Here is a 23461-nt window from a genome sequence, read left to right on the forward strand (position 1 = left end):
CCCCTCATGTCCACCAGACGTTCTTCAGTTTCTCACGAATCAAGAGCGGTTTCAGAAAGGCGACCGCCTTGGACAGCCCTTCTTCGGTGGACATCAGACTGTCCTCGTGCTCAATGCTGATGGCGCCGTCGTACCCGCCCAATTGCAGCGCGCTGATGAGATTGCGCCAGACTTCCTCCCCGTGACCGTAGCCGACCGTGCGGAAAATCCAAGAGCGCGTCGGCTCGTCCCGGTACGACTTGGTGTCGAGCACCCCATTCTCCGCCACATTGTATGGGTGCAGTGCGGTGTCCTTGGCGTGCACATGAAAGATGGCCCCGGCTTCAGCCAATCGCTGTGCGCACAGCACGGGATCCATGCCCTGCCAGAACAGATGGCTCGGATCGAAATTCACGCCAACGCGCTCCCCACAGGCGTTGCGCAGGCGCAACACGGTCTCCGTATTGTACACGACAAAGCCCGGATGCGGTTCAATGGCCACTCGGACGCCGTGCTCCTGAAGGAACGCATTCTGTTCTTTCCAGTACGGAATCACTTTTTCCTCCCATTGCCAGCGCAACACTTCACTGTGCTCGTTGGGCCAGGGACAGGTCACCCATACCGAATGCCGGGAATCTTCGGATTCGCCAGGACAGCCGGAGAAGGTGATGACCGTGGATATGCCGAGCATTTCGGCGAGCAAAACGGTCTCCCGGAATGTTTCGTGTGCTTCCTTTGCCACACGCTTATCCGGATGCAGTGGGTTTCCATGGCAACTCAGCGCACTGATTTGCAGACCGCGCCGCTCCACCTGATCCATGAACGCGGTACGCTTCTCTTCGCTTGCCAACAGCGCTGTGCGGTCACAGAACCGATTTCCTGGAAACCCTCCCGTCCCAATTTCCACGGTCTCAAGACCGGCAGAAGCCACCGTGTCAAGCATTTCCTCCAGCGTTTTGTCACCAAACAATACCGTGAATACGCCCAGTTTCACTCGAGTCACTCCTCAGGTTCCAATGGGATGCTCGTCTTGGAATTGGCTAAACTGTTTCCGGAGAAACGTCAAACTGGCTTCAATACTCGCGATTGGATCCCGCGGACAAACATCCTGCTCGACGATGTACCAACGGACGCCGGCAGCCCTGGCGGTGGACAGCAGTTCACGCCAGGGCAGGACCCCCTGCCCCACCTCCGCGAACGACCCGTCAGACGCATGGACGTCTTTTACGTGCAGCAGATGCAGGCGTCCGGCGTAGCGTTGGATGTAGTCCACCGGATTACAACCCGCTTGGTGTATCCAAAAGAGGTCCAGTTCGGCCTGAACGCGGTCGGGCCGTGTTCGCGTCAACAGCCGATCGAGCGCCACCGTCTCGCCGAGACGGGCGAATTCGAAATCGTGGTTGTGATACGCCAACTGCACGCCCGCTTGTGCGGCCGTTTCCCCCACCCGGTCCAGCAGGTCCGCCAATCGGTCGTAGTCGTCAGGCGTGCGGCGGCGTTCGGGCGGAAGCCACGGGCAGACGATGTAGTCCAAGCCGATGGTGTGCGCTTCCTCCAACACGTTGCCCAGATCCTGTTCCAACCGCGCCAGAAGAACGTGGGCGGAAACCGCGCGCAGTCCCAAATCATCCAACCGCTTGCGCAGATCTTGCGGAGATAAGCCGCCGTACGAATACAGTTCCACCGCCCGGTAGCCCACCGCCGCGACGCGCTGTAAGGTACCGACAAAGTCCCGTTCCAACAGATTTCGTAACGTGTACAGCTGTACGGCAATCGGATCAACCATTCCGCGTTAGCTCCTCTCGCACTGTGGTGACGAACGAAGGATGCAGGCAGGGGTTCAAACAGATTTTCCTGTGCCAGGGGAGTGTTCTGTCAGCGCGCGCCGGGCTCTGGCCTGGGGTGAATCGGGGTGGATTTGCATGAACTCAATGCGATTGCCGTCCGGATCGTGCGTCCAACACTGAAGGTTCAAATCGAGTCCCCGCTGTGGGGCGATGTCGAGTGGGGCACCGGTCCGCCGCAGGAAATCGGCGATCTGGTGGACATCGTCCACCTCGAAGCAGAGGTGATGGAATCCCACCGCAGTGTCATGTGACAGCGCTTTCTCCAAACCACCGTAAAACAGTTCGAGGAAACGGCCATCCGGGACGCGAACGTACACAATCCACGGCGTGCCATCCTCTCGGTCAATTTCGAAAGCCCTTTCGCAGCCGAGCACAGAGCAGTAGAAGTCGAGCGATGCGGCCATGTCCTTCACCGTGAGCGCGACATGCCCCAGGGAATGGACCATTGTATCCCTCCTCGCAACAACGAGTTCTATTCAGAATCATTCTACCGCAAGAAGACTCCAAATTTTCCATGCTTTTTGGTGTCCATCATTCTCTGACCATACGGTGAACGCGTGTCGCACGGGCCTTTAATCCGTATTTCATGTGCACCACGGAGCGGCCATTCGGGGCGTCCGGTCCAGGCCGGACGCCGAAAGCCAGCCGCCGAAGCGCGGGATCACCGGTCCCTGCGACGAAACAGCGTGGATAGGTCCAATCGTTCCATCGGGACGGGGCGGCGGGCGCGCACAAAGTACAGATACGCCTCCACCGACGCTCCCATGGTGACAGTGGTCGCGGCTTCGAGATACACCGCGACCTGGGCCGCGTATTCCCGCGCCCGTTGATTCAGTTGATGCGGCGGAACGTGATCCGTCTTGTAGTCAATGAGAAACCACCCTTCTTCGTCGCGAGCCAAACAATCCATGACGCCCTGCACCACCACGTACGAAGCGGACGTCTTAGGATGTGCGACCGAGTTTGCTGCGGGCGCGGCGATCTCTAGACGCTGGAAAAAAGGCTGTTCGCGCAACACCGTCTGCGCCCGAGCCAATCTACGGCCGAGGGGAGACGACAGGAACGCGGCCACTTCCACGACTACCAACTCGCTGACCGCTTCACTCGGCAGTGTTCCGCGTTCCACCAGTTGGCGTACCGCGTCATTGATTGCCGATGCGTCCGGAGCAATGTCGAGGGGAATGTGCTGCATGACGGCGTGGAACAGAACGCCCACTTCCCGCGGAGATATCGCTGCTCGGGAGAACCGCGGACCTTCCAGCAGCCGTTCCGCAGCGCCGGTGGATGGTTTGTCCGTACCGTTGCCGCGTGAATCCGCATACCGGGCGGCCCACAGTCGGCGCAGGTCGGTTGCCGAGACCTTTCCGGGCACAAACCCATCGCTCCCCGTGTCCGCGGATTCAATCACCCAGTCGCAGGGCTCGGTGACGCTCGCCGCCTCCTGGCCGAGCGCCCGCAGGACGTCGTCGACGGTCGTCATCCGCTTGTGGTGCACCGGGTGGGTTGACGCGGCGGCGAGTTCTCGTTGCGGCAGCGTCACCTGTGGCCAACCGGGGACATCCCAGAGCCGAATGCAAAAGGATGCCGGGTGATCCCAAAGGGGCAATCCAGACGTTCCCCCTTGAACGTCCGCCGCGTCGGCGGCGCGCCTCAGCACCGTTCCGTCGCGGTGCCGGACCAGGGCGGGCAGCAGCCAGTCCAAATACGTCCTGGCCTCCGTCAGCACGTCGTCCGGCAGCACCGTATCTGCGGCGGTCAACACAGACACCGCCCGTTCCAAACGGCGGTGCAAATCGCGAGCGGATCCAACCAGGACCAATTTTTCTCGAGCACGCGTGCACGCTACGTACAGCACCCGTGCCTCTTCCGCCAGAAACTCAGTCCATTCGAGGTCCTCGATGGTCAACGATGGGAGTGTCGGCCAGCGTTGGTCGTTGTCGGCATCCACGCGTTTCGGACCAAATCCGAGACTGCGGTGAATGGGCACCGCCCGCTCCAGGGGATTCCGATAAAACAGCTTCCCTAAATCAGCGACGAAGACCACCGGGAACTCGAGCCCCTTGCTCTGGTGAATGGTCATGACCCGCACCACGTCCTCCTGCTCGCCCAAGGTGCGCGCTTCACCCACGTCGACGTTCTGCTGAAGTATGGCTTCCGCAAATTGGACAAAACCAAACACGCCGTCTCCGGACTGCCGATCAAAGGCGCGCGCTCTGTCCAACAATGCCTGGAGATTGGCGCGTCGAACATCGCCGCCCGTCATGCCCGCGACGTATTGCTCGAGCCCCGTATCATCCAACACGCGGCGGATGACGTCTTCCACGCCCGACTTACGGGAGAAACGGCGCCACTCTCGGAACTGGTGCAAGAACTGTCGGCACTTCGATACCAGCGCCTCCGCTGTCGGCACGGAACAACCGAGGGTATGGGCAGCCTCCTCGGGCGCCACGCGCGCTGCGTGAACCAGTCCGTCGTACAACGTGCCGCGATGCAGAAGCCGCAGGCGCGCCAGATCCACGTCCTTGAACCCCGCCATGGGCGACCGCAGCAACGCCGCCAGGTCGAGATCGCGCCTCGGGTTATCGAGCGCGTTCAAGGTCGACAGGATCCACCCGATTTCCAACGCCCCGTAAAACCCGGTGGACGTGGCGCCATAGGCGGGGATGCCATGCTGCCGCAGAACTTCGAGCACGGCGGTCATCCGCCCCTTCACGGATCGGAGCAGAATCACAATATCGCGGTATTGCAAGGGACGGTACATCCCCTGGGCCGGATCCCACACCACCTTCTGCGTACTGTCGGACGCCTGTCCCATCCATTCGCGAATCTGCTGGGCAATCACCGCCGCCTCCCGTTCGATGGCCAACAGCTCCGCTGCGGACGGCATGTCGTCGCCCAGAGACAGCCCGTCATCGCCGTCTTCATCCGCGTCCGCCGCGGCTTCATCCTCGCTGGTTGCATCCTCGACTGCCGCCTGGCTGCGTTCCAACAGGAATACATCCACGGGGCCGGCCAATGTGTGGAGAGCTTCCTCAGGATAGCGCGCGCCGACTTGCATCCGCGCGCGTTCATCGTAAACGAGCCCCCCCATCGCCGGAGAGAACAGTTGCTCAAACAGGAAGTTGACGGCATGGACCACCTCCGGACGACTGCGGTAGTTTGCCGTCAGGTCAATCACTTCTCCCGGTTCCAAGCGCCCGAGCATCTGATACTTATCCAAAAACAAGTTGGGTTCCGCCATTCGGAAACGGTAAATGCTCTGTTTCACGTCACCGACCACAAACTGGTTTCCTTCAGGCTTCGTCAAGCACTGAACAATCGCGTCCTGAATCGGACTAGTGTCCTGGTATTCGTCGATGAGCAGCTCATCGAACTGTTCTCGCAGCCTGTCCGCTTCGCCGCTCGCCGGATTGGACAATACCGCCAGGGTGAAGTGCTCCAGGTCGTAAAAGTCGAGCTGACCATTCGCCCGCTTCACCTCCTGATACCGCGCGTGGAAGGCGCGGACAAACGCCACCAGCGTGTGCACATGCGGCCGCAGCGCCAACACATCATCGCAGAGCGCGTCCAATCCGCGCTCAAACCACGGCAGCACCCGCTTCACGCGCGCCAGTCCCGCGTTCCGGCGGGCCGTCACCCACTCCTTGTCCCATCCTTTCGCACTCGTACGCGGCGTCTTCAACCCGCGTATCGCGAGCAGGGCGTCCGCCGCTGCCGAAAAGTCGCTGACCTCGTCAAGCGCGGCACGGGTGGATTGGCACAGATTCAGCAGTGCCGTCAGATTTTCCGCGTAGGACGACAGTCCCTCCGATGTCGCCGCCACGCGGTGAGCCTGCTCGAAATCGCGAAGGGCGGCGTCGAGCTGCCGCTTGGCCCAGCGGATGAACGGTGGGTACCAGGGCAGACGCTCCGCAGCGGGTGCACCGGCGCTGTCATATAAGGCGGCCATGGCGGCCAACCACGCCAGCGGCTCCGGCTGGCTGACCGCGAAATCGTGCAGGCGCAGCACCAATTGCCGGAACGTGTCCGGGTTGCCGCCGGCCAGGTGCGTGACCGTTTGGGCCAACATGGCCCCGTTCTCCCCGGCCAGTTCCGCCTCCAACAGCCCCTCAAGCACCTCGGCCCGAAGCAGCACGCCATCGTCTTCGGACAACAGCGAGAACACCGGATTAAGCCCGAGGAACGCAAAATTGTCGCGAACGACCTGCATGCAAAAACTGTGCAGCGTCGAAATCTGCGCCTGCTCCACCTGACTCAACAGACGTTGCAGACGGGCCGCGGTTCGCGCGTCCGCGTTCGCCCTCGCCTCCTCCAGGAGGCCGCGTAATCTTTGCTCGATGCGCCGCCGCATTTCCGCCGCCGCCGCCTCCGTGAACGTGACCACCAACAGACGGAGCAGATCCGTTCCGCCAGGCTCCATCACGTGCCGCACCACGCGCTCCACGAGCACCGATGTTTTGCCCGATCCGGCCCCGGCCGAGACCAGGACGTTGTGCCCGGAAGCCTGAATGGCTCGCCGCTGTTCCGGAGACCAACGCGTCAAATCCAATGCCATCTTTACCCATCCCTCCGACCGGATTCGTCCGTTGACCAACGCGCCAGCACCTGTTCGTTGCTGAGGTTGTCCAAGGTTCTAAACGGTGTGCCGTCCCACCGTGGATCAATCTGGCAGACGCGCTGCAGCCCGCACTTGTGACACGCCGTCTCCTGCCTGGACTTTCGATACGGCGCGATGTCTATCACGCCGCGCTCCATCTGCGCGACCGCCTCCCCAACGCGGCGGCTGGCCACGGCGAGCAGCCTTCGCCAGTCGTCCGGGCTGAGCACGGGCGCGTTGGCGTACAGTTCTCCGTTTTTCTTGTAGACGGTGGCAAACAGATCACTTTTCGCGTCGGGCTGTGTCAATCGCTCATCCATGCCCGCCACCACATCCACGTGATGAACCATCAGTCCCCGCGCCTGCATCGCCCGGATGCGCTCCGCGCGCGCGGCCTCGGCGGCGAGCGGTGCCGAGCGGGTCGTCCATTTCCGCAGCAACGGAAGGTAGATGAGCCCCACCGGGGTGGCCTTCGTCCCCATCAGCGACGGACTGATCTGCTCAATCACCGCAGCGTACAGCGGCAGCTGCAATTGAAGACCGTGATCCACGTCGGACAGCTTGATGTTCAACTGCCTGCTCTTGTAGTCAACGATTCGGAACACGGTGCCGCTGTCCGTCTCGAGCACGTCCACGCGGTCCACGCGCCCCCGCAGGTGGACAGCCGCGTCATCACCCAGCGCCAGGTGCAGATCGCCGCCGGCGGCGGACATGTGCACATCAAACTCCGCTTCGAGCAGCGCCGGCGTGAACCGGCCGTGTCTGGCATGCCGCGTGAGCACCACCGCTGCGCGCGCGAGCACGCTCCACGCCTCGTCGGCGAGGTACTTGCGAACCGCTCTGCGCCGCCACATCGCGGCCTTTGGCAGTTCAATCCATTGTTCGAACACCTGCCGCATGGCCGCCACCGCCGCGTCATCCTCCATTGCTCGCCAGGCCTGCATATCCCGAGACATGCGGTCGACAAACCGATGGATCACATCGTGCAGCAGAGTGCCTCGCAGCGCGGCAGTGATGTCCAATCCGACCTCTTCCTTCAACCTCAATCCGAAGGTCACAAAGTGCTGATACGGACACTTGTAAAACGACTCCACCTGGTATGCGCTGAGGTGCACCGGCGCCCCGTAGAGCCGACGCGCCGTCGCCTCGTCCAGCGGCTGGGCTTTGGTCCGGTGAATCACCCCCGCCAGAGCCGAAACCAACTGCTGCCTCCGCTGTGGCGTGGCGCTAAACCAGCGAAAGATGGCGGCACGCTGCGCGGGTTGGAGCGGTCGCTGGCCATCCGGGCGCAGGTCCTCCAGCAGGCGATCCAGCGCCGATGACGCCGTCCACCACCGCCACGTCTCATCGCCACCGTCTCCCACGCTGGTCCACAACGCGTCCGCTTGCAGCCGGTCCCCGAAGTGTTCCCGCAGACGCGCCACAACGGCCGCCGGCCGCGCTTCCTTGCCGTCAACGTCGGCCAGCGGTGCCGTCAGATACAATCGATGTTCGGCTCGCGTCAACACCGTGTAGAGCGTTTTCCGCTCACTCAACTGCCGCTCTTCTGCAGTGTCGGCGAGCCACACCCCCATTTCCTTGCGAAGTCGCAAATAATCTCCATCCGCAAAGAGTCCGCCCGATTTCCAGCGCCGCGGCAACCTGCCATCCACCGCGCCCAGGACAAACACGACCTCGGCGCGCGCCCCCTGCGCCCGCTCGTATTCGCTGACCAATACCTGGCCGACGCCGGCGGGGATGGTGGTCATATGTTGATGCTGCACGTCTGTTCGAACCATGTTGACCAGAAAATTGCGTGGAACCGGGCGCTGCACCGGGTTGTCGTGCAAGTCGGACAACAGCGCCATCATCCGCTGCCATGCCTGTTCATGGAGGCTCGCGGCAAGCGGAGAGGTCTCCACAGTGTCCGTGACCATCCACTCGGCCACCGTCCGCCTGGCATTGACCGCCTCCAGCAACGTCCACAGCGCTGCAGCAAAGTGCTGGGGGGTACATTCCGGCGACGCCAGCTGTTCGGATAGGGGCCGGATGTATTGGAGCAGCGTTTGTCTCAATTGCTCCGCGCGTTGGTCCACGGCGTCCGCGCTCGATTCATCGTCCGGCTGTTCCCGGTTCTCCCAGGCAAACCGCCATGGTTCGCCCTGCAACCAAGCGGTTGGACCGGCCACCTCGTATTTGCGCAAATAGGTCTCCAACCAATCGGCCGCTTCGGGCGTCAGCTGACAAAAATCGGTCTTCAGCAAGCGCAGCATGGATTCGAGGGAAAATCCATCCTCCACGCACCGCAGTGCGGCCAGGAGAAACCGAGCGGCGGGATGATTGGCGAGGGATGGGAATTCGTCCAACAACGCCGCCACGCCGTGGCGTCGAAACGCCTCGCGCAGATACGGAAAATACAGCTGCCAATCCGGCACCAGGACCATCACCTCGGCGTAGGGCACCTGTGCCTCGCGGTGCAGCCGCAGAATTTCTCGAGCCACACCGTCCGCCTCCACGCGGATGTTCTGCGCGGCAGCCAAGCACACCCCCTGCCCGTCCGCCGCGTCCGTGTCCTTGGCGCGCGGCGTAAAGACCGCGTCATGCAGGCGAGCGGCCAACCCACCGGCCTCCGGCGCCGGATGAGCCAGCCGCACCTCGTCACCCAGCGGCAACTTCCGACTCGCCGCAGCGGCGCGCATGCGCGCGAACAACCGCAGGGTCTGCGGGGCAAACACCCGTTCCTGATCCGGTATGTATCCGAGCAGATCGGTCAGCGTCATGCGGTTCAGTTCATCCATAGACCACACGGGCAACGCGTCCGTCCATTCGGGGCAGAGACAAAAACTGACCACCGTCTCTTCCGCCCGTTCCGCCAGCGCGAGCACGAACGCCAACTCACTCGGGGTCATGTCGGCGTAGCCGTCGATAAACAGCCGAGCTCCTTCCAGCATCGGATGATGTCCGAGATGTTTGCGCACCAAATTCAGCAAGTCCGACGGTTGATACAATCCGCCTTCCGACTTGGCCTGCCGCCAGCGCTGATACAGCTTGAGGACATCGCGCTGCTTCGCCAGCCACAGGGAGGAGTCCGCAGCATCCGCCCATCCCAGGGCATTCGCTGCCTCCGGCCCGGCGCCGGGGACCTCTCCGACCTCCGCTGCCGCAAACGCGTCGAACGTATCCAACAGTGCATCCAACAGCCCCACTGTGGGCTGACTCTTGCCGAGCACCGCCAGCTCCGGCTGGGTGGCGCGAAACACTTCCGCCAGGAGGAGTCGGCTACCGGTCGCGGTCAACGGATGCCATGAACTCTCCATCTCCTGGCTCTGCAGCCGCAAAGCCAGCCGTTGCAGCGGAATGACTTCTGCGCGGAGCACCGTAGGCACGGTTTCCAACAGCATTCGCTCGGTCGTATACGACAGGACGTCCGGTGTGATCCAGAACAGCGGCGGCCCCAGCGGTGTCTGGCGCAACGTCTTGCCAATCTCGTCTCGAATCCACGTTGACTTCCCACTGCCACTGGGACCCATCAACCAGCGAACTCGTCCCATACGCACGTCACCTTCCATCCTCGGAATTGCGCAGCCGGCTCCATCATCCGAACCGATGTTCTCATTTCTTCACTCTATCCCATCCACTGCCCGGTTGCAATTTCCAATGGTCTCCATCTCTTCGCCATTGGCGCATTCCTGCACACTTTGTCGGAATTGGGCATAAGTCGATACATGCAACATTGTCAGCCAGCATCTCTCCGGAAGGAGTGAACGCAACATGTCCACGCAAGAAGTCTCCCTGGAAATGAATCCGCGCGCGAAACCTGTCTCCAAGACGCGTCTCCTGCTGCTGTCCGGATTCGGACTGTTGTTCGATTCGATGGACGTGGGCCTGTTTTCCTTCGTCCTGGTGGCGTTGACCAAACAGTGGCACCTCACGCAGGGTACAGCGGGCCTGCTCGGGAGCCTCGGGTTTGTCGGTATGGCGGTTGGTTCCGCACTCGCAGGTCTGTTGGCCGATCGGTTTGGACGCAAGACGATGTTCATGTGGACCCTGCTCGTGTACAGCATTGCCACGGGTCTCACCGCGTTTGCCTGGGGTATCGGCATTCTGATGGTGTTCCGATTTCTCGTCGGCTTCGGACTCGGCGGGGAGCTTCCGGTGGCCACCACGTACGTGTTGGAGTCGTCCGACGAATCCGAACGCGGACGCCGCGTGGTGCTGCTGGAGATGTTTTATGCGTTCGGATCGCTTGCCGCGGCCATCATTTCACGGGTGATTATCCCGTCCATCGGCTGGCGCATGGTGTTTCTCATTGGCGCACTGCCCGCGCTGTACGTGCTCGTGCTGCGACGACACCTGCCGGAATCGCCGAAGTTCTCCGCCGGCCCGAAACCGTCTCTGGGGGCAATGATTGCGCGGCTGTGGCGGCGCGATGTGGCGCGCGGCACCGTGGTCACCTGGCTGTTGTGGTTCGCCATGAATTTCACGTTCTACGGCGTATCGTTGTGGCTGCCATCCATTTTGGCGCAGAAGGGATACTCTGTGGTCAACAGCCTGAGTTACGTGCTGGTGATGGACCTGGCACAGATTCCGGGATACCTTGCGGCCGCCCGGCTGGTGGAACGCTGGGGACGCAAACGCACCCTCGTGCCCTTCATGCTGTTGGCCGCCCTGGCCACGCTCGGGTTTGGCTTTGCCGAAGGCACCGTCTGGCTGCTCGTATTCGGCATTCTGCTCAATTTCTTTCTGTTCGGCAGCTGGGCCAGCACGTATATTTTTACCGTCGAGCAATTTCCTACAGAAATTCGGGCATCCGGCATGGGTTGGGCCGCAGGCTTCGGTCGAATCGGTTCCATCATCGCGCCGTACCTGGTTGGCGTCATGCTCGCAAACGGCAGCAGCTTCACCACCGTCTTCGTCGTGTTTTTCCTGGCACTGATTGTCGGTTTCCTCGTGGTATCAGGGTTTGGCCGGGAAACCTTGGGACGAAACGTGGAGTAACCGCCCATGTAAATGAAAACGGCGCCGCACCCCCGCGGCGCCGCACGCACTTTGATGTTCAGCCGGCCAGCCGTTGCCCTTCGAGGAAATGACGGAGTACATTCTCCATTCCAGCTCGGGTCGTCTGCTGATTGATCTCCTCCCGCAGCTGCGCCGCGCCCGGCATTCCCTTGATGTACCATGCAGCGTGTTTGCGCATCTCACGCACGCCAATCATTTCTCCCTTGTCCTCCACCAACAGATTCAGGTGCAGGATGGCCACGTCAATTCGCTCTTCAAAGCTGGGCCTCGGCAGTTTTTCGCCGGTCCGAAGATAATGGGTGATTTCCCGGAAAATCCACGGATTCCCGAGGGCGGCCCGCCCAACCATCACGCCATCGCAGCCGGTCTCTTCAAACAGACGCTTGGCATCCTCTGGCTCCACCACATCGCCGTTGCCAATCACCGGAATGTCCACCGCTTCCTTCACCTTGCGAATGATGGACCAATCCGCCTTCCCACTGTACATCTGCTTCGCCGTACGGCCGTGCACGGCCACCGCCTTGGCGCCTGCTTCCTGCACAGCGAGGGCCACCTCGACGGCATTGACGTGATCGTCATCCCAGCCTTTACGAAATTTCACCGTCACCGGCTTGTCCACGCGCTCGACCACGGCGCGGACAATGTCGGCAGCGTAGTTCGGATCACGCGCCAGCGCCGCACCGGAACCGTTCTTATATATCTTCAACACAGGGCAGCCCATGTTGATGTCAATGATGTCCGCATTGGTTTCGCCGACCATTTCCGCCGCCATTACCATGGACGCCTTGTCGTATCCCATCAGCTGCAGGCTGACCGGGTGTTCATCCGGGAGAATGGTCAACATGTGCAAACTTTTCTTATTACCGTGCACCAGCGCTTTGTCGCTCACCATTTCGGCGCAGACCATACCGGCGCCGAGGTGCTTGGCAATTTTTCGAAACGGCGGGTTGCACACGCCAGCCATCGGCGCCAGGATCACCGGGTTGTCAATCACCACATTGCCGATTTGCATGCGTTCCCCTCCTTGGATTTGGTCTCAGCACCCATCGGGCATACTGTTCTTACAGTACCAAACGTCAACGGTTCTCTGCAAATCAATGAATTTCCAGGCGTGCCGTGACCCTGGCTCCGTTTCAGCTCCCGGCCATTCGCGCCGTGAGAAACAGATCCACGAGCCACCATATGCCGACCACAAACATCAGAAGGTGTCCAATCAGAATCGGGAATGTCAGGCCGCCGATGACCGTCAGCGCCAGCATCGTCACGCCGCTGCCAACTCGCCCGCAGTACATGCGGTGTATCCCCAGATAACCGAGAAAGAACCACAACACGTACGCCAGCGCCACCGATTTGCCCATACCGAACCGACCACCTGTCCGCAGGAGTTGTGCGGCGTGTGCCGCGCCTGGTCTACCGTATGTCGGGAACGGTTGTCTGGATTCCGTATGGCTCAAGGCGTATGACAAAGGGCCGCGGAGATGTGGACCCCGCGGCCCTCGTTCCCTGTATCCACAGACGAATCTGGTACCCTACTGTGAACCATCGCGTCCGGACCGGATCGCGAATCGATACGGAACGTACAGCAGCGCGATGAGGCAAATCGCCGCCAGGGTCAGGGCCGATCCGAACCATGGGGATGTGGCCACAATCCCGATGAAGATGACGAGCAGCGCCAGCACCGCAAACAGAGAACCCAGCGGGATGGATTGCCCACTCCGTGTGCGGGTCCTCACGTGCGCGAGCGCCAGCAGCGTCCAGACGAGAACGACTGAATATCCGGGAATGACCATCAGGTCATCAAACGTGTGCCCGCCCGCGAACATCGCGACCACGACGCCGACGTACAGAAAGGACGTGCTGACCAGCAGTGCCCGCACCGGCACGCCGTTCCTGGACAAACGGGCGAACCACCGCGGCGCCTGCCCGTCCAGCGCCTGACTGTACAACACCCGCGACGCGGCGAACATGCCCGAGTTGGCGGTCGAGAGAACCGCCGTCAGAATGACGAAATTGAGAATGTCGGGCACCGCAGGAATACCCATGGCTTGAAACACCGTCACGAAGGGGCTGCCGACAGCGCCCACCTGGTCCCACGGAACCAGGCTGATAATGACCAAAATTGGCAGCACGTAAAAGAGCAGAATCCGAACCATCACGCCGCGGGCCACGCGCGGAATGACGCGTTCAGGATCGTGTGTCTCGCCCATGGTCATGCCCACCATTTCCGTGCCGCCAAAGGAAAACATGACCACAATCATGGCGGCAAACCATCCGCCCATCCCGTTGGGAAACAGCCCGCCGTGACTCCATACGTTGTGAAATCCGGGGGCGGGATGATGGCTGTAGCCGGTGAACAGCAGCGTTCCACCCAGTAGAATGAACAGAATGAGAACGCCAATCTTGATACTCGCCAACCAGTATTCCGTCTCCCCGTAGATCCGCACCGGATTCAGGTTGATGACGGTGATGGCGATGGAAATGATCAATGACAGCACCCACAGCGGGATGGTTGGCAGCCATCGCTGCACCAGTGACGCCGCTGTCGTGGTTTCCACGGCCATCACGAGCACCCAGTCAAGCCAATACATCCATGCGGCCACATGCGCTGGAAACGGTCCCAAAGCCGCAGCCAGCAAATCTCGAAACGTTCCGGCCTGCGGCTGCTGCACCGTCATGTCTGCAAGTCCGCGCATGACAAACAGTAGGATGATGCCTCCGACCACGTATGCCAACACGACAGAAGGTCCGGCCAAATGAATGGTGTCCGCCGATCCCTTGAACAATCCCGCGCCGATGGCGCCGCCAAGGGCCATCATCAGGATGTGCCTTGCTCTCAAACTCCGCTGCAACCGCAGGGTTTCCTCCTGGCTGCCTCCGCTCATATGAACTCCCCTTTTCTCTATCTCCTCTGCTCAAGCGCCCTTGGGACGCCTGACAGGCCCATCCCCGGGTCTCCCAAAGACATACCGAATTCTGGACGATTTTGCAATGTAATATTTTGGTTGTTGGAACCCACCCTGTCTACGCGGGCGTTTTATCGACGATAACACCACTCAGTTACACCTCGTCGATGCGCACGCCGAACGCAGACACCACCGGAACGTGAAAGGGCTTAACGCCTCACCGCACAAAAAAGAGCCCTACTCAGGGCCCTCTTCAGCATGTGTTTCGCTATACCAACACGACCTGTCTTTGCCTATCCGCAAACTCGAGCAGTCGGCGCGTCTCACGGTACATGTAGCTCTTTCTCGGTGCGCCGAGCACCACGGAAATCCGGACATGATCTCCCTGTTTCGCCGCAAAGGCCAGACAGTACATGGCTTTCGACGTATACCCGGTCTTTCCACCAATCACATCGCCGAAGGTCGTGTGTTCCAAGTACATAAAACGATTGCCGTTGCGAATCGTCTTGCCGGCCACCGTGTACGATTTGGTTTGCATGGCGGCGACAATGCGCGGATATTGAATGGCGGCCCGTAGAATTTGGGCGATGTCGTGCGCGGTGGACTTGTGGTCATCATCGTGCAATCCGTTCGGTGTGATGAAATTCGTATGCGTGCAGCCAATCAGACGTGCCTGCAGATTCATCATGCGGGCGAACCCTTCCTGAGAGCCGCCCACAGTTTCAGCCACCGCGTACGCCACGTCGTTGGCGCTCTTCATTAACAATGCGTACAACGCTTCCTCGGCGGTCATGGTGGTTCCCGGCGCCACGCCCAGTCGCACCCGGTCCTGCCGAGCGGCCTCCGGACTGACATAGACCAGATCTTCTGGCTGCAGGTGCGTGACCAACAGGATGGCGGTCATCAACTTGGTCGTGCTCGCTGGATACACCGGCAGATCCGCGTTCTTGCTGTACAGCGTTTTGCCGGTCTCCGCATCAAGGACAATCGCCGCCTTTGCGTTCACGAACACCCGTTCCGCAGCGTTCGCGGACAGTGGCACCGCCACCCACCCCAGGACCACGAGCGCCGCCAAGACCCAGCGCAGGACCGCCCCCGGCCTCGTCAGAGGTCCGTTCACCGCCCCTTCCAATCCGACTTTCATGGAACCACTCCTTCGCTCACGTTCTCCTATAACGTGAGCGACGCCGGTCCCTTTTATGTGGTCGAATCCGCCGAGGAACGGATCGTCGACGTGAGCAGACGCACCAGGATGCGCCGCGCGACGTTCTCATCCAATGAGTAGGACGATCCGCCGACTTCGATGGGTACGCCCGCTTCAAACGCGGATCTGCCGTCGGGAATGAAAATGTCCGCGCCCGGCACGATACCTGCGCGATGCAGGAAGCGCAAGAGATCCAGATCTTCCTCCGCCTGCTCGTAAATGCGCACCACCTGAACCCTCGCGGGCGGCGCCACGTCGGTTAACGGAATACCTTTTTCCCACTGCGCCCCGGAGCCCGGAATAATGTTGCCGTGCGGGCAGGTTTTGGGTCGGCCGAGTTTTTCAAACAGTCGCTCCTCCACCAGAGGAGACAGCGCGTGCTCAAGTCGGCCGGCTTCCACATGGGCGTCCGCCCAGTCCAACCCCAATTCATCGCTCAACCATCGCTCCAGCAAACGGTGCCGGCGAACAATCACCTCTGCCCGCCGCGTTCCCTCCGGCGTCAACACAATCGCGCGGGACTCGCCGGGCGCCACCAACCCCGCGGCGGTCATCCGTTGCACCGTTTGCGTGACCGTTGGCCGAGATACATTTAAATAGTCGGCCAGTACCGACGGAAGGACCACCTCCCCTTCCGTGGTCAACACATAGATGGCTTCAAGGTACTCTTCCAAGCCGTGCGTTCGAGGCATCCAACGCAACCCCCTTCCTACGCCCGCCGCACGCGACAGCGCCCCAGGGTTGCATCCGCAAACTGCAAAACCAACTCATCTCCATCCTCCAGCGGCCCAACACCTGCGGGCGTTCCCGTGTAGACAACGTCACCCGCACCGAGGCCAAAGTGTTCAGCAATGAAGTCCAGAAGCGTTTGCCAATGGAACAACATGTCGCGAGCCACGCCCTCTTGAACCGTTTGACCGTTGCGAATGAGTCGGAACGGCGTGTGGAGCATGGCATCCCAGTCGTTGACCGCGTAGACATCCGTCATCACCGCCGCGTGGCGGAATCCTTTCGCGAACTCCCACGGTTGCCCGGCCTTCTTCAGGCGATTCTGCGCATCTCTGTCCGTCAGATCGAGCCCAAGCGCCACGCCGCTCACGCGGTTCGCGAACGGCTCTCCCGGCCGGTGAGCGTCTCCCATCACCAATACAATCTCCACTTCATGATGAATGTTTTGACGCCCGGCCGGCAACATCAGGTCTCCCGCCGCCGCCGTCAACGCGTGCGTGGGCTTGCCAAAAACCATCGGCGACTCCGGGACCGCATTTCCCAATTCAACGGCATGGTCACGGTAGTTTCTGCCGATGCAGTAAATGTTCCGAACCACGTTCGGCAACTGTTCGATGGTGTAAACCACATCCCCTAATGCGTGTCCCGCCAAGTTTTCCATCTCCCTAGCCAGCAATGGCTTTATTCTACCATACCCGAAGTTTTCGGTCCGTTCGGCGGATCGACTTCGAGGCGAAAATCTTCCATCAATTGGCGGTAATCGTTCCACAGAGCCGCTTCACGGACGGCGAACGGCAGAGCGTTGCCCACCTCACGCGGGTGCAACGGTGCCTCCGCCAAAGCCGCCACCACTGCCCGTTCACTCGCACAGAGGACTGCGGACCACGCTCGCACCTGACGGGCGACTTCGTCCAGCCGTTCGGCCCATGCGGCCATGTCCGCGCTGTCCATCCCGTCCGCAGCCTTCCATTCCAACAGCGTCCGCATCATCCCTGCGGCATGCGCGTATCCCTGGCGGAGATGGAACAGGGCGTCGTGAATGCGCTCCAACCCCATCCTGCGACGACGAACCAGCGGACTGAAGCGCACGGCGCGGATGGCCTTGCCGACCTCTTGTGCCGTGTCATGCAATTCGTCCAGATAACGGCGTGTCTCCGCCTGCAGCGCCTGTCCATCATGGTCGTCCGCTCCCTGCCGCAGCCACGTCCCCATGCGGAGGAACCGTTGAGACAACTCTCTGCCCGCAGCTTCCACCGACGCACGGGCGGCGGGTGTGTAGTCGGGAGGAAGGACAAACATGTTGGTCAGAATGGCCACCACCGCCCCGAGGAGGGTATCGACGATGCGCGCCATACCGTATCCGTACCCGTGTCCTCCCACGGTCATCACCATCATGGCGCTGACACCAACCTGCGGAATCGCCTGTTCCCCCAGACGAATCCACGTGGCCAATCCCGTTCCGAGCAGCACAATCAATGCCAAGCTCCAGCCGTGCAAGCCAAGCCATCGAACAATGCCCATGGCAAGCAGCACACCAACCACAATGCCAATCACCCGCTGGTAGCCCTTCCAGATGGACTCTTCCACGGTGACCTGCAAACACAGAATCGCCGCCAGCGGCGCAAAGTACGGGCGCGTGGTGCCGAGCCACCGCGCCAGTTCCCAGGAGATTCCAGCCGCCAACGCCGTTTTCCAGATGGAACTGTAACGTACGAGCCATGTCCAGACGTTTTTCATGACGTCAGTATGTCCGCACCGGTCACCGACTAGCACGCGCGGAACGGATCGACAAGCGGAGGGATTGTCCGAAGGTGCATGGCGAAGATGAGGGTGTGTAATCAGACGCAAGCCGTGATTGCCGGAGCCCGGCTTAGCCTGGTGCACCTGTGATAAAAACATGGGCCGCCTCTCCTTTGCCAGGCGAGGCGGCCCTTGCAGTGCCAAACGCAATCTCAAGCACAGTGTTGCTCAAACATCTCCTTGAGGCGGCTGGCCACATGTTCAGCACTCGTGCCCTCGATGTCGCTGCGGTGCAACACACCGACCAGCTGACCGTCCTTGAACAGGAACATCGATGGCGAAGACGGCGGAAGGTTTTCGAAGTACTCGCGCGCCCGCGCCGTTGCCTCCTTGTCCTGACCCGCGAACACGGTCACGAGGCGATCCGGCTTTTTGTCGCCCTCCAGCGCCAGGGCCACGCCCGGGCGGGCAATGCCGCCGGCGCACCCACACACCGAATTGACCACCACAAGCAGGGTGCCGGACTTGTTGGCGAATTCCGCATCCACCTCTTCCGGTGTGCGGAGTTCGCGAAAGCCCAATCCCGTCAATTCGTCGCGCATGGGTTGTACCATCATCGCGTAAAAGTCGAGTTCCAAACTCATTTTGGAATGCCTCCTTTATCACCTGAAGCCAGTGGATGCGTGGAATGGATTTTTCCTTCTCATTATACCCCTTCCAACAAACAATTGACAGTTTGCGAAACGTCCCCATTTTGCCTTGGAATTTGGTTGCATCCCGTTTTCCGGTATGGGTATAACTTGAGTTGTACTGATATTACGGTCATTTTTCGGTGGCGCGGTGCAATCCTGGTTCATTTCGTTCACGCGGTCTTCCCGAACTCGTTCAGACACCGTGGCGCCCGTCACCAGAGTGGCGACAAGGAGACACGACATGGCCCTTCCATCTACGTTTCTTGACGCGTGCCGCAGGCGTCCGGTCACACACACGCCTGTGTGGTACATGCGGCAGGCAGGCCGATATCAGCCTGAGTACCGCAAAATCAGAGAATCCTATTCACTGGTCGATATTTGTAAGACTCCGGAACTGTGTATGCAGGTCACCAAACTTCCGGTGGATCAATTGGGCGTGGACGCAGCCATCCTGTTTTCAGACATCATGATACCCGTGGGTGCCATGGGCGTAGAATTCGATATTCAGGAACACGTTGGTCCGGTGATTGCGTCGCCCATCCGAACAGAAGCGGATGTGGCACGGCTGCACACATTCGTTCCGGAAGAGAGTTTGCCTTACGTGCTGGAAACCATCCGCCTTCTCAAGGCCAACCTGAGCGTACCATTGATTGGCTTTGCCGGAGCCCCGTTCACCCTCGCCAGTTATCTGGTCGAAGGCCGTCCCTCGAGGGACTACGTGAAGACGAAGCAATTGATGTGGAGTCGCCCGGATCTCTGGTTCCAATTGATGGACAAACTAGCCGATTCAACCATTCCGTATCTGCGGGCCCAGGTGGCGGCTGGAGCCGCAGCGTTGCAGATCTTCGACTCCTGGGTGGGCAGCCTGGCCCCGGAAGATTTCCGGACTTTTGTGCTGCCGACCATGCGGCGTATCTTCAGCGCGTTGGCAGATCTCGACGTTCCGCTCATTTACTTCGGGAAAGATACCGCCGAACTGCTGGCCGACTTCACCGAAACGGGTGCAACGGTGATTGGCGTGGACTGGAAGATCCCTCTTTCTGAAGCATGCCGCCGCGTAGGCCGGGAGTTTGCCGTACAGGGCAATCTCGATCCCGTCCTTCTCTTCGCCCCGTGGTCCGCCATCGAGCCTCGGGTCCGAGCCATCATTGATGCGGGCCTCCGACACAGCGGCTTTGTGTTCAACCTGGGCCACGGCGTAACCCATCACAATCCGCCCGTTGATCCGGCAATCCTGCAGCGGCTCACGGCGTTTGTTCACGAATACAGCATGGAGCGGATGGGCATGGAGGTGGCGCAACATGACTGAACCACTGGGCGTCCTCGTGATGGCATACGGTACACCGAGGCGATTGCAAGATGTGGAAGCGTACTACACCCACATCCGCCGCGGACGCAAACCAACTCCCGAATTACTGGCGGACTTAATCCGACGCTATGAAGCCATTGGCGGTGTTTCCCCCCTGAACGAAATCACCCAACGCCAGGCGGAGGGCCTCGCGGACTGGCTGAATCGCGACGGGGGCAGACCTTGCAAAGTCTACCTCGGGATGAAACACACGGCGCCTTTTATTGGCGACATCGTGCGGAAGATGACGGACGACGGCATCCGTGAGGCGGTGACGCTGGTGCTGGCCCCGCATTACTCCAGTATGAGCGTCGCCACCTACCAGCGGGCGGCGGACGAGGCCGCTGCGGGAACCAATCTCCGCTTGTGGCACGTGGACAGTTGGCACCTGCATCCGCGGTTCCTGAACGTGCTCACCGAGCGGGTCCGCACGGCCGTGGATGCGCACGGGAATGCGGATTCCGTCACCGTACTGTTCACCGCCCATAGTTTGCCGGAGCGTATTCTCAAATTCGGAGACCCGTATCCACAACAGCTTCGAGAAACCGGCCTGGCCGTTGCCGAGAAACTGAACCTGCCACACATTGACTTCGCGTGGCAAAGTGCTGGCCGAACCAATGAACGCTGGCTGGGGCCGGACATTCTGGAGAAACTGCGCGCACTCCGGGCAGCGGGCCATCGGAATGTGGTCGTCTGCGCCGCCGGATTTGTGTCGGATCACCTGGAGGTACTGTATGACATTGATATCGAGGCGCAGGCGGTGGCTCGCGAATTAGGATTGCGTCTCACGCGGACACCATCGCTCAACGATGATCCGGAATTTCTGCGCGCCCTGGCGGAAGTGGTTCGGCAAAGAGCGGCAGCCATGAACCACGCGTGACAGCGAAAGGGAGGATGAGAAGATGAAGCCGCGACACATTGTCATCATCGGTGGAGGCATCACGGGCCTGTCGGCCGCGCACACCCTCTATCAACGGATGCGCGAGCTGGGACCGGAGCTCCAAATCACGGTGCTGGAACGAGAGAACCAATTGGGCGGCAAAATTCGGACCCATCGAGAAGGTGGATTCGTGATGGAAGAAGGGCCGGATTCCCTGCTCGCCAGAAAGCCTGCCGGAGTGCGGCTGATTGAACAGCTCGGCGTGACGTCCGAGATTGTCAACAGCCGCGAGGAGGGCATGAAGACCTACATCGTCCACAACGGTCGGTTGCAGACACTGCCGGCCAGAACCAATATGGGGATTCCGGCGCACTGGCCGTCGTTCTTCGACACCCCGCTGTTGTCGTCTGCTGGAAAACTGCGGGCGCTCTTGGACCTGGTCCTGCCGCCGATGGAGATTACGGGAGATGTTTCGATCGGTGCTTTCCTGCGCCGACGCCTGGGCGACGAACTGGTCGATCACCTGATTGAACCGCTGCTCGGCGGCATCTATGCCGGGCGCTTGGACGATTTAAGCCTGCTCTCTACCTATCCTCAGTTTCGTCAGTTGGAACAAAAATACGGATCGCTCATTCGCGGTTCCATGCGCCAGCGTCAAGCTGCACCGACGCTGACGTCCAATCACGGGCGCAGCGTGTTCATCACGCTCAAAAACGGCCTGCAAACACTCGTCGAGCGGTTGCACGACGAGTTGCACCCGCACATCTCACTGCTCACACAGGCCGAGGTCACCCGCATCGAGCCAACCGAAGGCGGCGCGTACCGTATCGCCGCGAACGTGGCGGGTGAGGTGCGCACCTTTGCCGCCGATGCCATCATTTGTACAGCGCCAGCCCAGGTGGCGGCGACGCTCCTGTCTCCCATTGTCAAAGAGGCGCAAGCGTTGGCAGATATTCCGTACGTGTCCACCGCGGTGGTGCTGCTCGGCTACCAGCGGGCGCAGTTGAACGTCGACTTGGATGGGGCTGGATTTTTGGTGCCGCGCAAGGAAGGACGAACCATTACGGCATGCACGTGGACGTCCAGCAAATGGCCGCATACGACACCGGAAGACCAAGCGTTGGTCCGGTGCTACGTGGGACGTGCCGGACAACAGGAAGCTCTCGCGTTACCGGACGATGAACTGCTGCAACGCGTGATGCGCGATTTGGCCGACATCACCGGGCTCACGGCCAGACCCTGGTTCACGCGCGTGGTTCGCTGGAACGCCGCCATGCCGCAATTTCTCGTGCACCATCAAGAAAAACTAGCCAGCGTGACAGAGGCGTTGGCGACCCACGCCCCCGGACTGTTCCTCGCAGGTGCCGGATATCACGCGGTCGGCATTCCGGATTGCATCGCCAATGGAGAAAAAACGGCCGAGGCCGCCCTTGCCCATATCCAGTCGCTGTAAACTCGTGAACACACCACGGAGATGGACGAACCGGCAGCTCACTGATTCACAACGCCGACCGTGCGGCCTACCCGGGTTGCACCGTCGGCGTTTTGACCGTCTTTGAGATGATGAGGAAATCCAAGATCTCCCCATGCGCTCCGGATGCATCGGACACCACCGCATAGTCTCCCGGTTGCGCCGACGAAAGGGTCGATCCGTAGCGCACCGGGATCGATCCGAACGGATACTTGACAATGCCCACGCCCAATGCGCGGCGCGCATCGCTGGCCGTCACCCGAATCCTCCAGCCGGCAGGCACCACGACGCGCTGCGTCCGGTACGTCAGCTGCGGTCCGTGATGCGCGCCGCCCACTTTCGATCCGGGTTGTCTCACAATCCGTATCTCCACCGTCTTTGTGCGCGGATTCACCCGCGTCTGCTGAACAATATCCAATCGCCGATCTTCGGCCGGCACGTCCGCGGTTCGCCCGGCGAATCCCGCCGCATTCGATGCGTTGTTTGATGCTCCTTGCCCGCATGCCGCCAACGGAAGCACAGACGAGCATGCCATTGCCAAAACAACCATCCAACGTCTCACAGCTCAGGCTCCCTCCACCGTGGTTCTGGCATTACCATCCCCCGCGGCGGGTCAACCTATGCCATGAGCCGTTGGAAACGAAAACTGCGTGAGTACGTCTCGCGCACTCACGCAGGCAGGGTCGGTCCATACCTCAGACCACCGGTGTGGTGGTGACCGTTCCATACGGAACCAACAGCATGAACAGGACGAAGATAATCAGAAACACGACGGCCCAACGGGTGTATCCGCCAAAACAACCATACATTCGGACGCCCTCCCTCCCCGTGCCTGGTACCATCGTATGCGCCCGGCTCCAGGTGCATACGGGTGATGGCCCAGGGAGACAGAGTATCCGGGCTATTGCCTACAGGCGTCCCCGCCCATTCTGAAGTGCATGCACGCCGTTCAAAATCAGCCATCGTTCCAACAGACTCAAACGGCGCCAATCGCTGACACGAACGCGCATCGTCATCCTCCTCGTTTCGCATCCGACGTTCCCTGCTGCGCTTCAGTCTATGCGGATTGCGGG

Annotated in this window: 18 protein-coding genes; 4 read left to right on the forward strand and 14 right to left on the reverse strand. The window is 60.8% G+C overall.

Features of this window, described 5'->3' with window-relative positions; genetic code table 11:
• Positions 1-4: 4 nt before the first annotated feature.
• The 5 genes from G463_RS0102175 to G463_RS0102195 form a co-directional block, all read right to left on the reverse strand.
• Entirely contained in the window at positions 5-973 is a 969-nt protein-coding gene (locus G463_RS0102175; RefSeq protein ID WP_026973884.1) for a sugar phosphate isomerase/epimerase family protein, read from the reverse strand.
• Between the two features lie 12 nt (positions 974-985).
• Positions 986-1765, reverse strand: a complete 780-nt coding sequence (locus tag G463_RS0102180) for a sugar phosphate isomerase/epimerase family protein (protein WP_026973885.1) — start codon at positions 1763-1765, stop codon at positions 986-988.
• Between the two features lie 54 nt (positions 1766-1819).
• Entirely contained in the window at positions 1820-2272 is a 453-nt protein-coding gene (locus tag G463_RS18240) for a VOC family protein (RefSeq protein ID WP_051321819.1), read from the reverse strand.
• 215 nt (positions 2273-2487) lie between these two features.
• A complete protein-coding gene (addA, locus tag G463_RS0102190) occupies positions 2488-6381 on the reverse strand; it encodes a helicase-exonuclease AddAB subunit AddA (RefSeq protein ID WP_026973886.1) in 3894 nt (1297 codons plus the stop codon).
• A 2-nt stretch (positions 6382-6383) separates the two neighbouring features.
• Complete coding sequence (locus G463_RS0102195) at positions 6384-9953, reverse strand: PD-(D/E)XK nuclease family protein (RefSeq protein ID WP_026973887.1); 3570 nt, start codon at positions 9951-9953, stop codon at positions 6384-6386.
• A 220-nt stretch (positions 9954-10173) separates the two neighbouring features.
• On the opposite strand from G463_RS0102195, the gene G463_RS0102200 reads away from it, so the two are divergent.
• Positions 10174-11400: an MFS transporter gene (locus G463_RS0102200; protein WP_051321820.1), complete on the forward strand. Its 1227-nt coding sequence runs from the start codon at positions 10174-10176 to the stop codon at positions 11398-11400.
• 58 nt (positions 11401-11458) lie between these two features.
• Here the strand turns inward: G463_RS0102200 and dusB are convergent, their stop codons facing one another.
• The 8 genes from dusB to G463_RS0102240 all read right to left on the reverse strand — a co-directional run bounded on the left by dusB (position 11459) and on the right by G463_RS0102240 (position 18641).
• Positions 11459-12433 (reverse strand): tRNA dihydrouridine synthase DusB, encoded by a 975-nt coding sequence (gene dusB, locus G463_RS0102205; RefSeq protein WP_035485228.1) that lies wholly within the window; start codon positions 12431-12433, stop codon positions 11459-11461.
• Positions 12434-12554: 121 nt separating this feature from the next.
• Entirely contained in the window at positions 12555-12779 is a 225-nt protein-coding gene (locus tag G463_RS0102210; RefSeq protein ID WP_026973890.1) for a TM2 domain-containing protein, read from the reverse strand.
• Positions 12780-12950: 171 nt separating this feature from the next.
• Positions 12951-14303 (reverse strand): amino acid permease, encoded by a 1353-nt coding sequence (locus G463_RS18245; RefSeq protein ID WP_051321821.1) that lies wholly within the window; start codon positions 14301-14303, stop codon positions 12951-12953.
• Between the two features lie 289 nt (positions 14304-14592).
• Positions 14593-15468, reverse strand: a complete 876-nt coding sequence (locus G463_RS0102220) for a D-alanyl-D-alanine carboxypeptidase family protein (RefSeq protein WP_084171138.1) — start codon at positions 15466-15468, stop codon at positions 14593-14595.
• A gap of 53 nt (positions 15469-15521) precedes the next feature.
• Entirely contained in the window at positions 15522-16220 is a 699-nt protein-coding gene (locus G463_RS0102225; protein WP_035485231.1) for a metal-dependent transcriptional regulator, read from the reverse strand.
• A gap of 17 nt (positions 16221-16237) precedes the next feature.
• Positions 16238-16909: a fumarylacetoacetate hydrolase family protein gene (locus G463_RS0102230; protein ID WP_245575658.1), complete on the reverse strand. Its 672-nt coding sequence runs from the start codon at positions 16907-16909 to the stop codon at positions 16238-16240.
• A gap of 29 nt (positions 16910-16938) precedes the next feature.
• Positions 16939-17994 carry an FUSC family protein gene (locus G463_RS0102235; RefSeq protein WP_026973894.1) on the reverse strand — a complete coding sequence of 352 codons (1056 nt, stop codon included), beginning with the start codon at positions 17992-17994 and terminating at the stop codon, positions 16939-16941.
• Positions 17995-18209: 215 nt separating this feature from the next.
• Positions 18210-18641 carry a BrxA/BrxB family bacilliredoxin gene (locus tag G463_RS0102240; protein WP_026973895.1) on the reverse strand — a complete coding sequence of 144 codons (432 nt, stop codon included), beginning with the start codon at positions 18639-18641 and terminating at the stop codon, positions 18210-18212.
• A 289-nt stretch (positions 18642-18930) separates the two neighbouring features.
• Here G463_RS0102240 and hemE point away from each other — a divergent pair, with 289 nt between their 5' ends.
• Genes hemE through hemG form a run of 3 tightly spaced genes read left to right on the forward strand, consistent with a single transcriptional unit; the run spans position 18931 to position 22370 of the window.
• Entirely contained in the window at positions 18931-19998 is a 1068-nt protein-coding gene (gene hemE, locus G463_RS0102245; RefSeq protein ID WP_026973896.1) for a uroporphyrinogen decarboxylase, read from the forward strand.
• The gene (hemH, locus tag G463_RS0102250) at positions 19991-20917 is read left to right on the forward strand and encodes a ferrochelatase (RefSeq protein WP_026973897.1); all 927 of its coding nucleotides are present in this window, start codon (positions 19991-19993) and stop codon (positions 20915-20917) included. The genes hemE and hemH overlap by 8 nt, the downstream gene beginning before the upstream one ends.
• 22 nt (positions 20918-20939) lie before the next feature.
• Positions 20940-22370 (forward strand): protoporphyrinogen oxidase, encoded by a 1431-nt coding sequence (gene hemG / locus G463_RS0102255; protein ID WP_026973898.1) that lies wholly within the window; start codon positions 20940-20942, stop codon positions 22368-22370.
• 67 nt (positions 22371-22437) lie between these two features.
• Here the strand turns inward: hemG and G463_RS0102260 are convergent, their stop codons facing one another.
• Positions 22438-22950, reverse strand: coding sequence for a hypothetical protein (locus tag G463_RS0102260; protein ID WP_156900057.1), 513 nt, complete (start codon positions 22948-22950; stop codon positions 22438-22440).
• Positions 22951-23461: the final 511 nt, after the last annotated feature.

The sequence above is a fragment of the Alicyclobacillus contaminans DSM 17975 genome (genome assembly GCF_000429525.1).
Taxonomy (GTDB): Bacteria; Bacillota; Bacilli; order Alicyclobacillales; family Alicyclobacillaceae; genus Alicyclobacillus_A; species Alicyclobacillus_A contaminans.

What these genes read in the sequence shown, in the direction of transcription:
- hemE (WP_026973896.1), top strand. Translation starts at nt 18,931, where the DNA reads ATGGCCCTTCCATCTACGTTTCTTGACGCGTGCCGCAGGCGTCCGGTC.
- hemH (WP_026973897.1), top strand. Translation starts at nt 19,991, where the DNA reads ATGACTGAACCACTGGGCGTCCTCGTGATGGCATACGGTACACCGAGG.
- G463_RS0102240 (WP_026973895.1), bottom strand. Translation starts at nt 18,641, where the DNA reads ATGAGTTTGGAACTCGACTTTTACGCGATGATGGTACAACCCATGCGC.
- G463_RS0102210 (WP_026973890.1), bottom strand. Translation starts at nt 12,779, where the DNA reads ATGGGCAAATCGGTGGCGCTGGCGTACGTGTTGTGGTTCTTTCTCGGT.
- G463_RS0102195 (WP_026973887.1), bottom strand. Translation starts at nt 9,953, where the DNA reads ATGGGACGAGTTCGCTGGTTGATGGGTCCCAGTGGCAGTGGGAAGTCA.
- G463_RS0102235 (WP_026973894.1), bottom strand. Translation starts at nt 17,994, where the DNA reads ATGAAAAACGTCTGGACATGGCTCGTACGTTACAGTTCCATCTGGAAA.
- dusB (WP_035485228.1), bottom strand. Translation starts at nt 12,433, where the DNA reads ATGCAAATCGGCAATGTGGTGATTGACAACCCGGTGATCCTGGCGCCG.
- G463_RS18240 (WP_051321819.1), bottom strand. Translation starts at nt 2,272, where the DNA reads ATGGTCCATTCCCTGGGGCATGTCGCGCTCACGGTGAAGGACATGGCC.
- G463_RS0102180 (WP_026973885.1), bottom strand. Translation starts at nt 1,765, where the DNA reads ATGGTTGATCCGATTGCCGTACAGCTGTACACGTTACGAAATCTGTTG.
- hemG (WP_026973898.1), top strand. Translation starts at nt 20,940, where the DNA reads ATGAAGCCGCGACACATTGTCATCATCGGTGGAGGCATCACGGGCCTG.
- G463_RS0102200 (WP_051321820.1), top strand. Translation starts at nt 10,174, where the DNA reads ATGTCCACGCAAGAAGTCTCCCTGGAAATGAATCCGCGCGCGAAACCT.
- G463_RS0102225 (WP_035485231.1), bottom strand. Translation starts at nt 16,220, where the DNA reads ATGCCTCGAACGCACGGCTTGGAAGAGTACCTTGAAGCCATCTATGTG.
- G463_RS18245 (WP_051321821.1), bottom strand. Translation starts at nt 14,303, where the DNA reads ATGAGCGGAGGCAGCCAGGAGGAAACCCTGCGGTTGCAGCGGAGTTTG.
- addA (WP_026973886.1), bottom strand. Translation starts at nt 6,381, where the DNA reads ATGGCATTGGATTTGACGCGTTGGTCTCCGGAACAGCGGCGAGCCATT.
- G463_RS0102220 (WP_084171138.1), bottom strand. Translation starts at nt 15,468, where the DNA reads ATGAAAGTCGGATTGGAAGGGGCGGTGAACGGACCTCTGACGAGGCCG.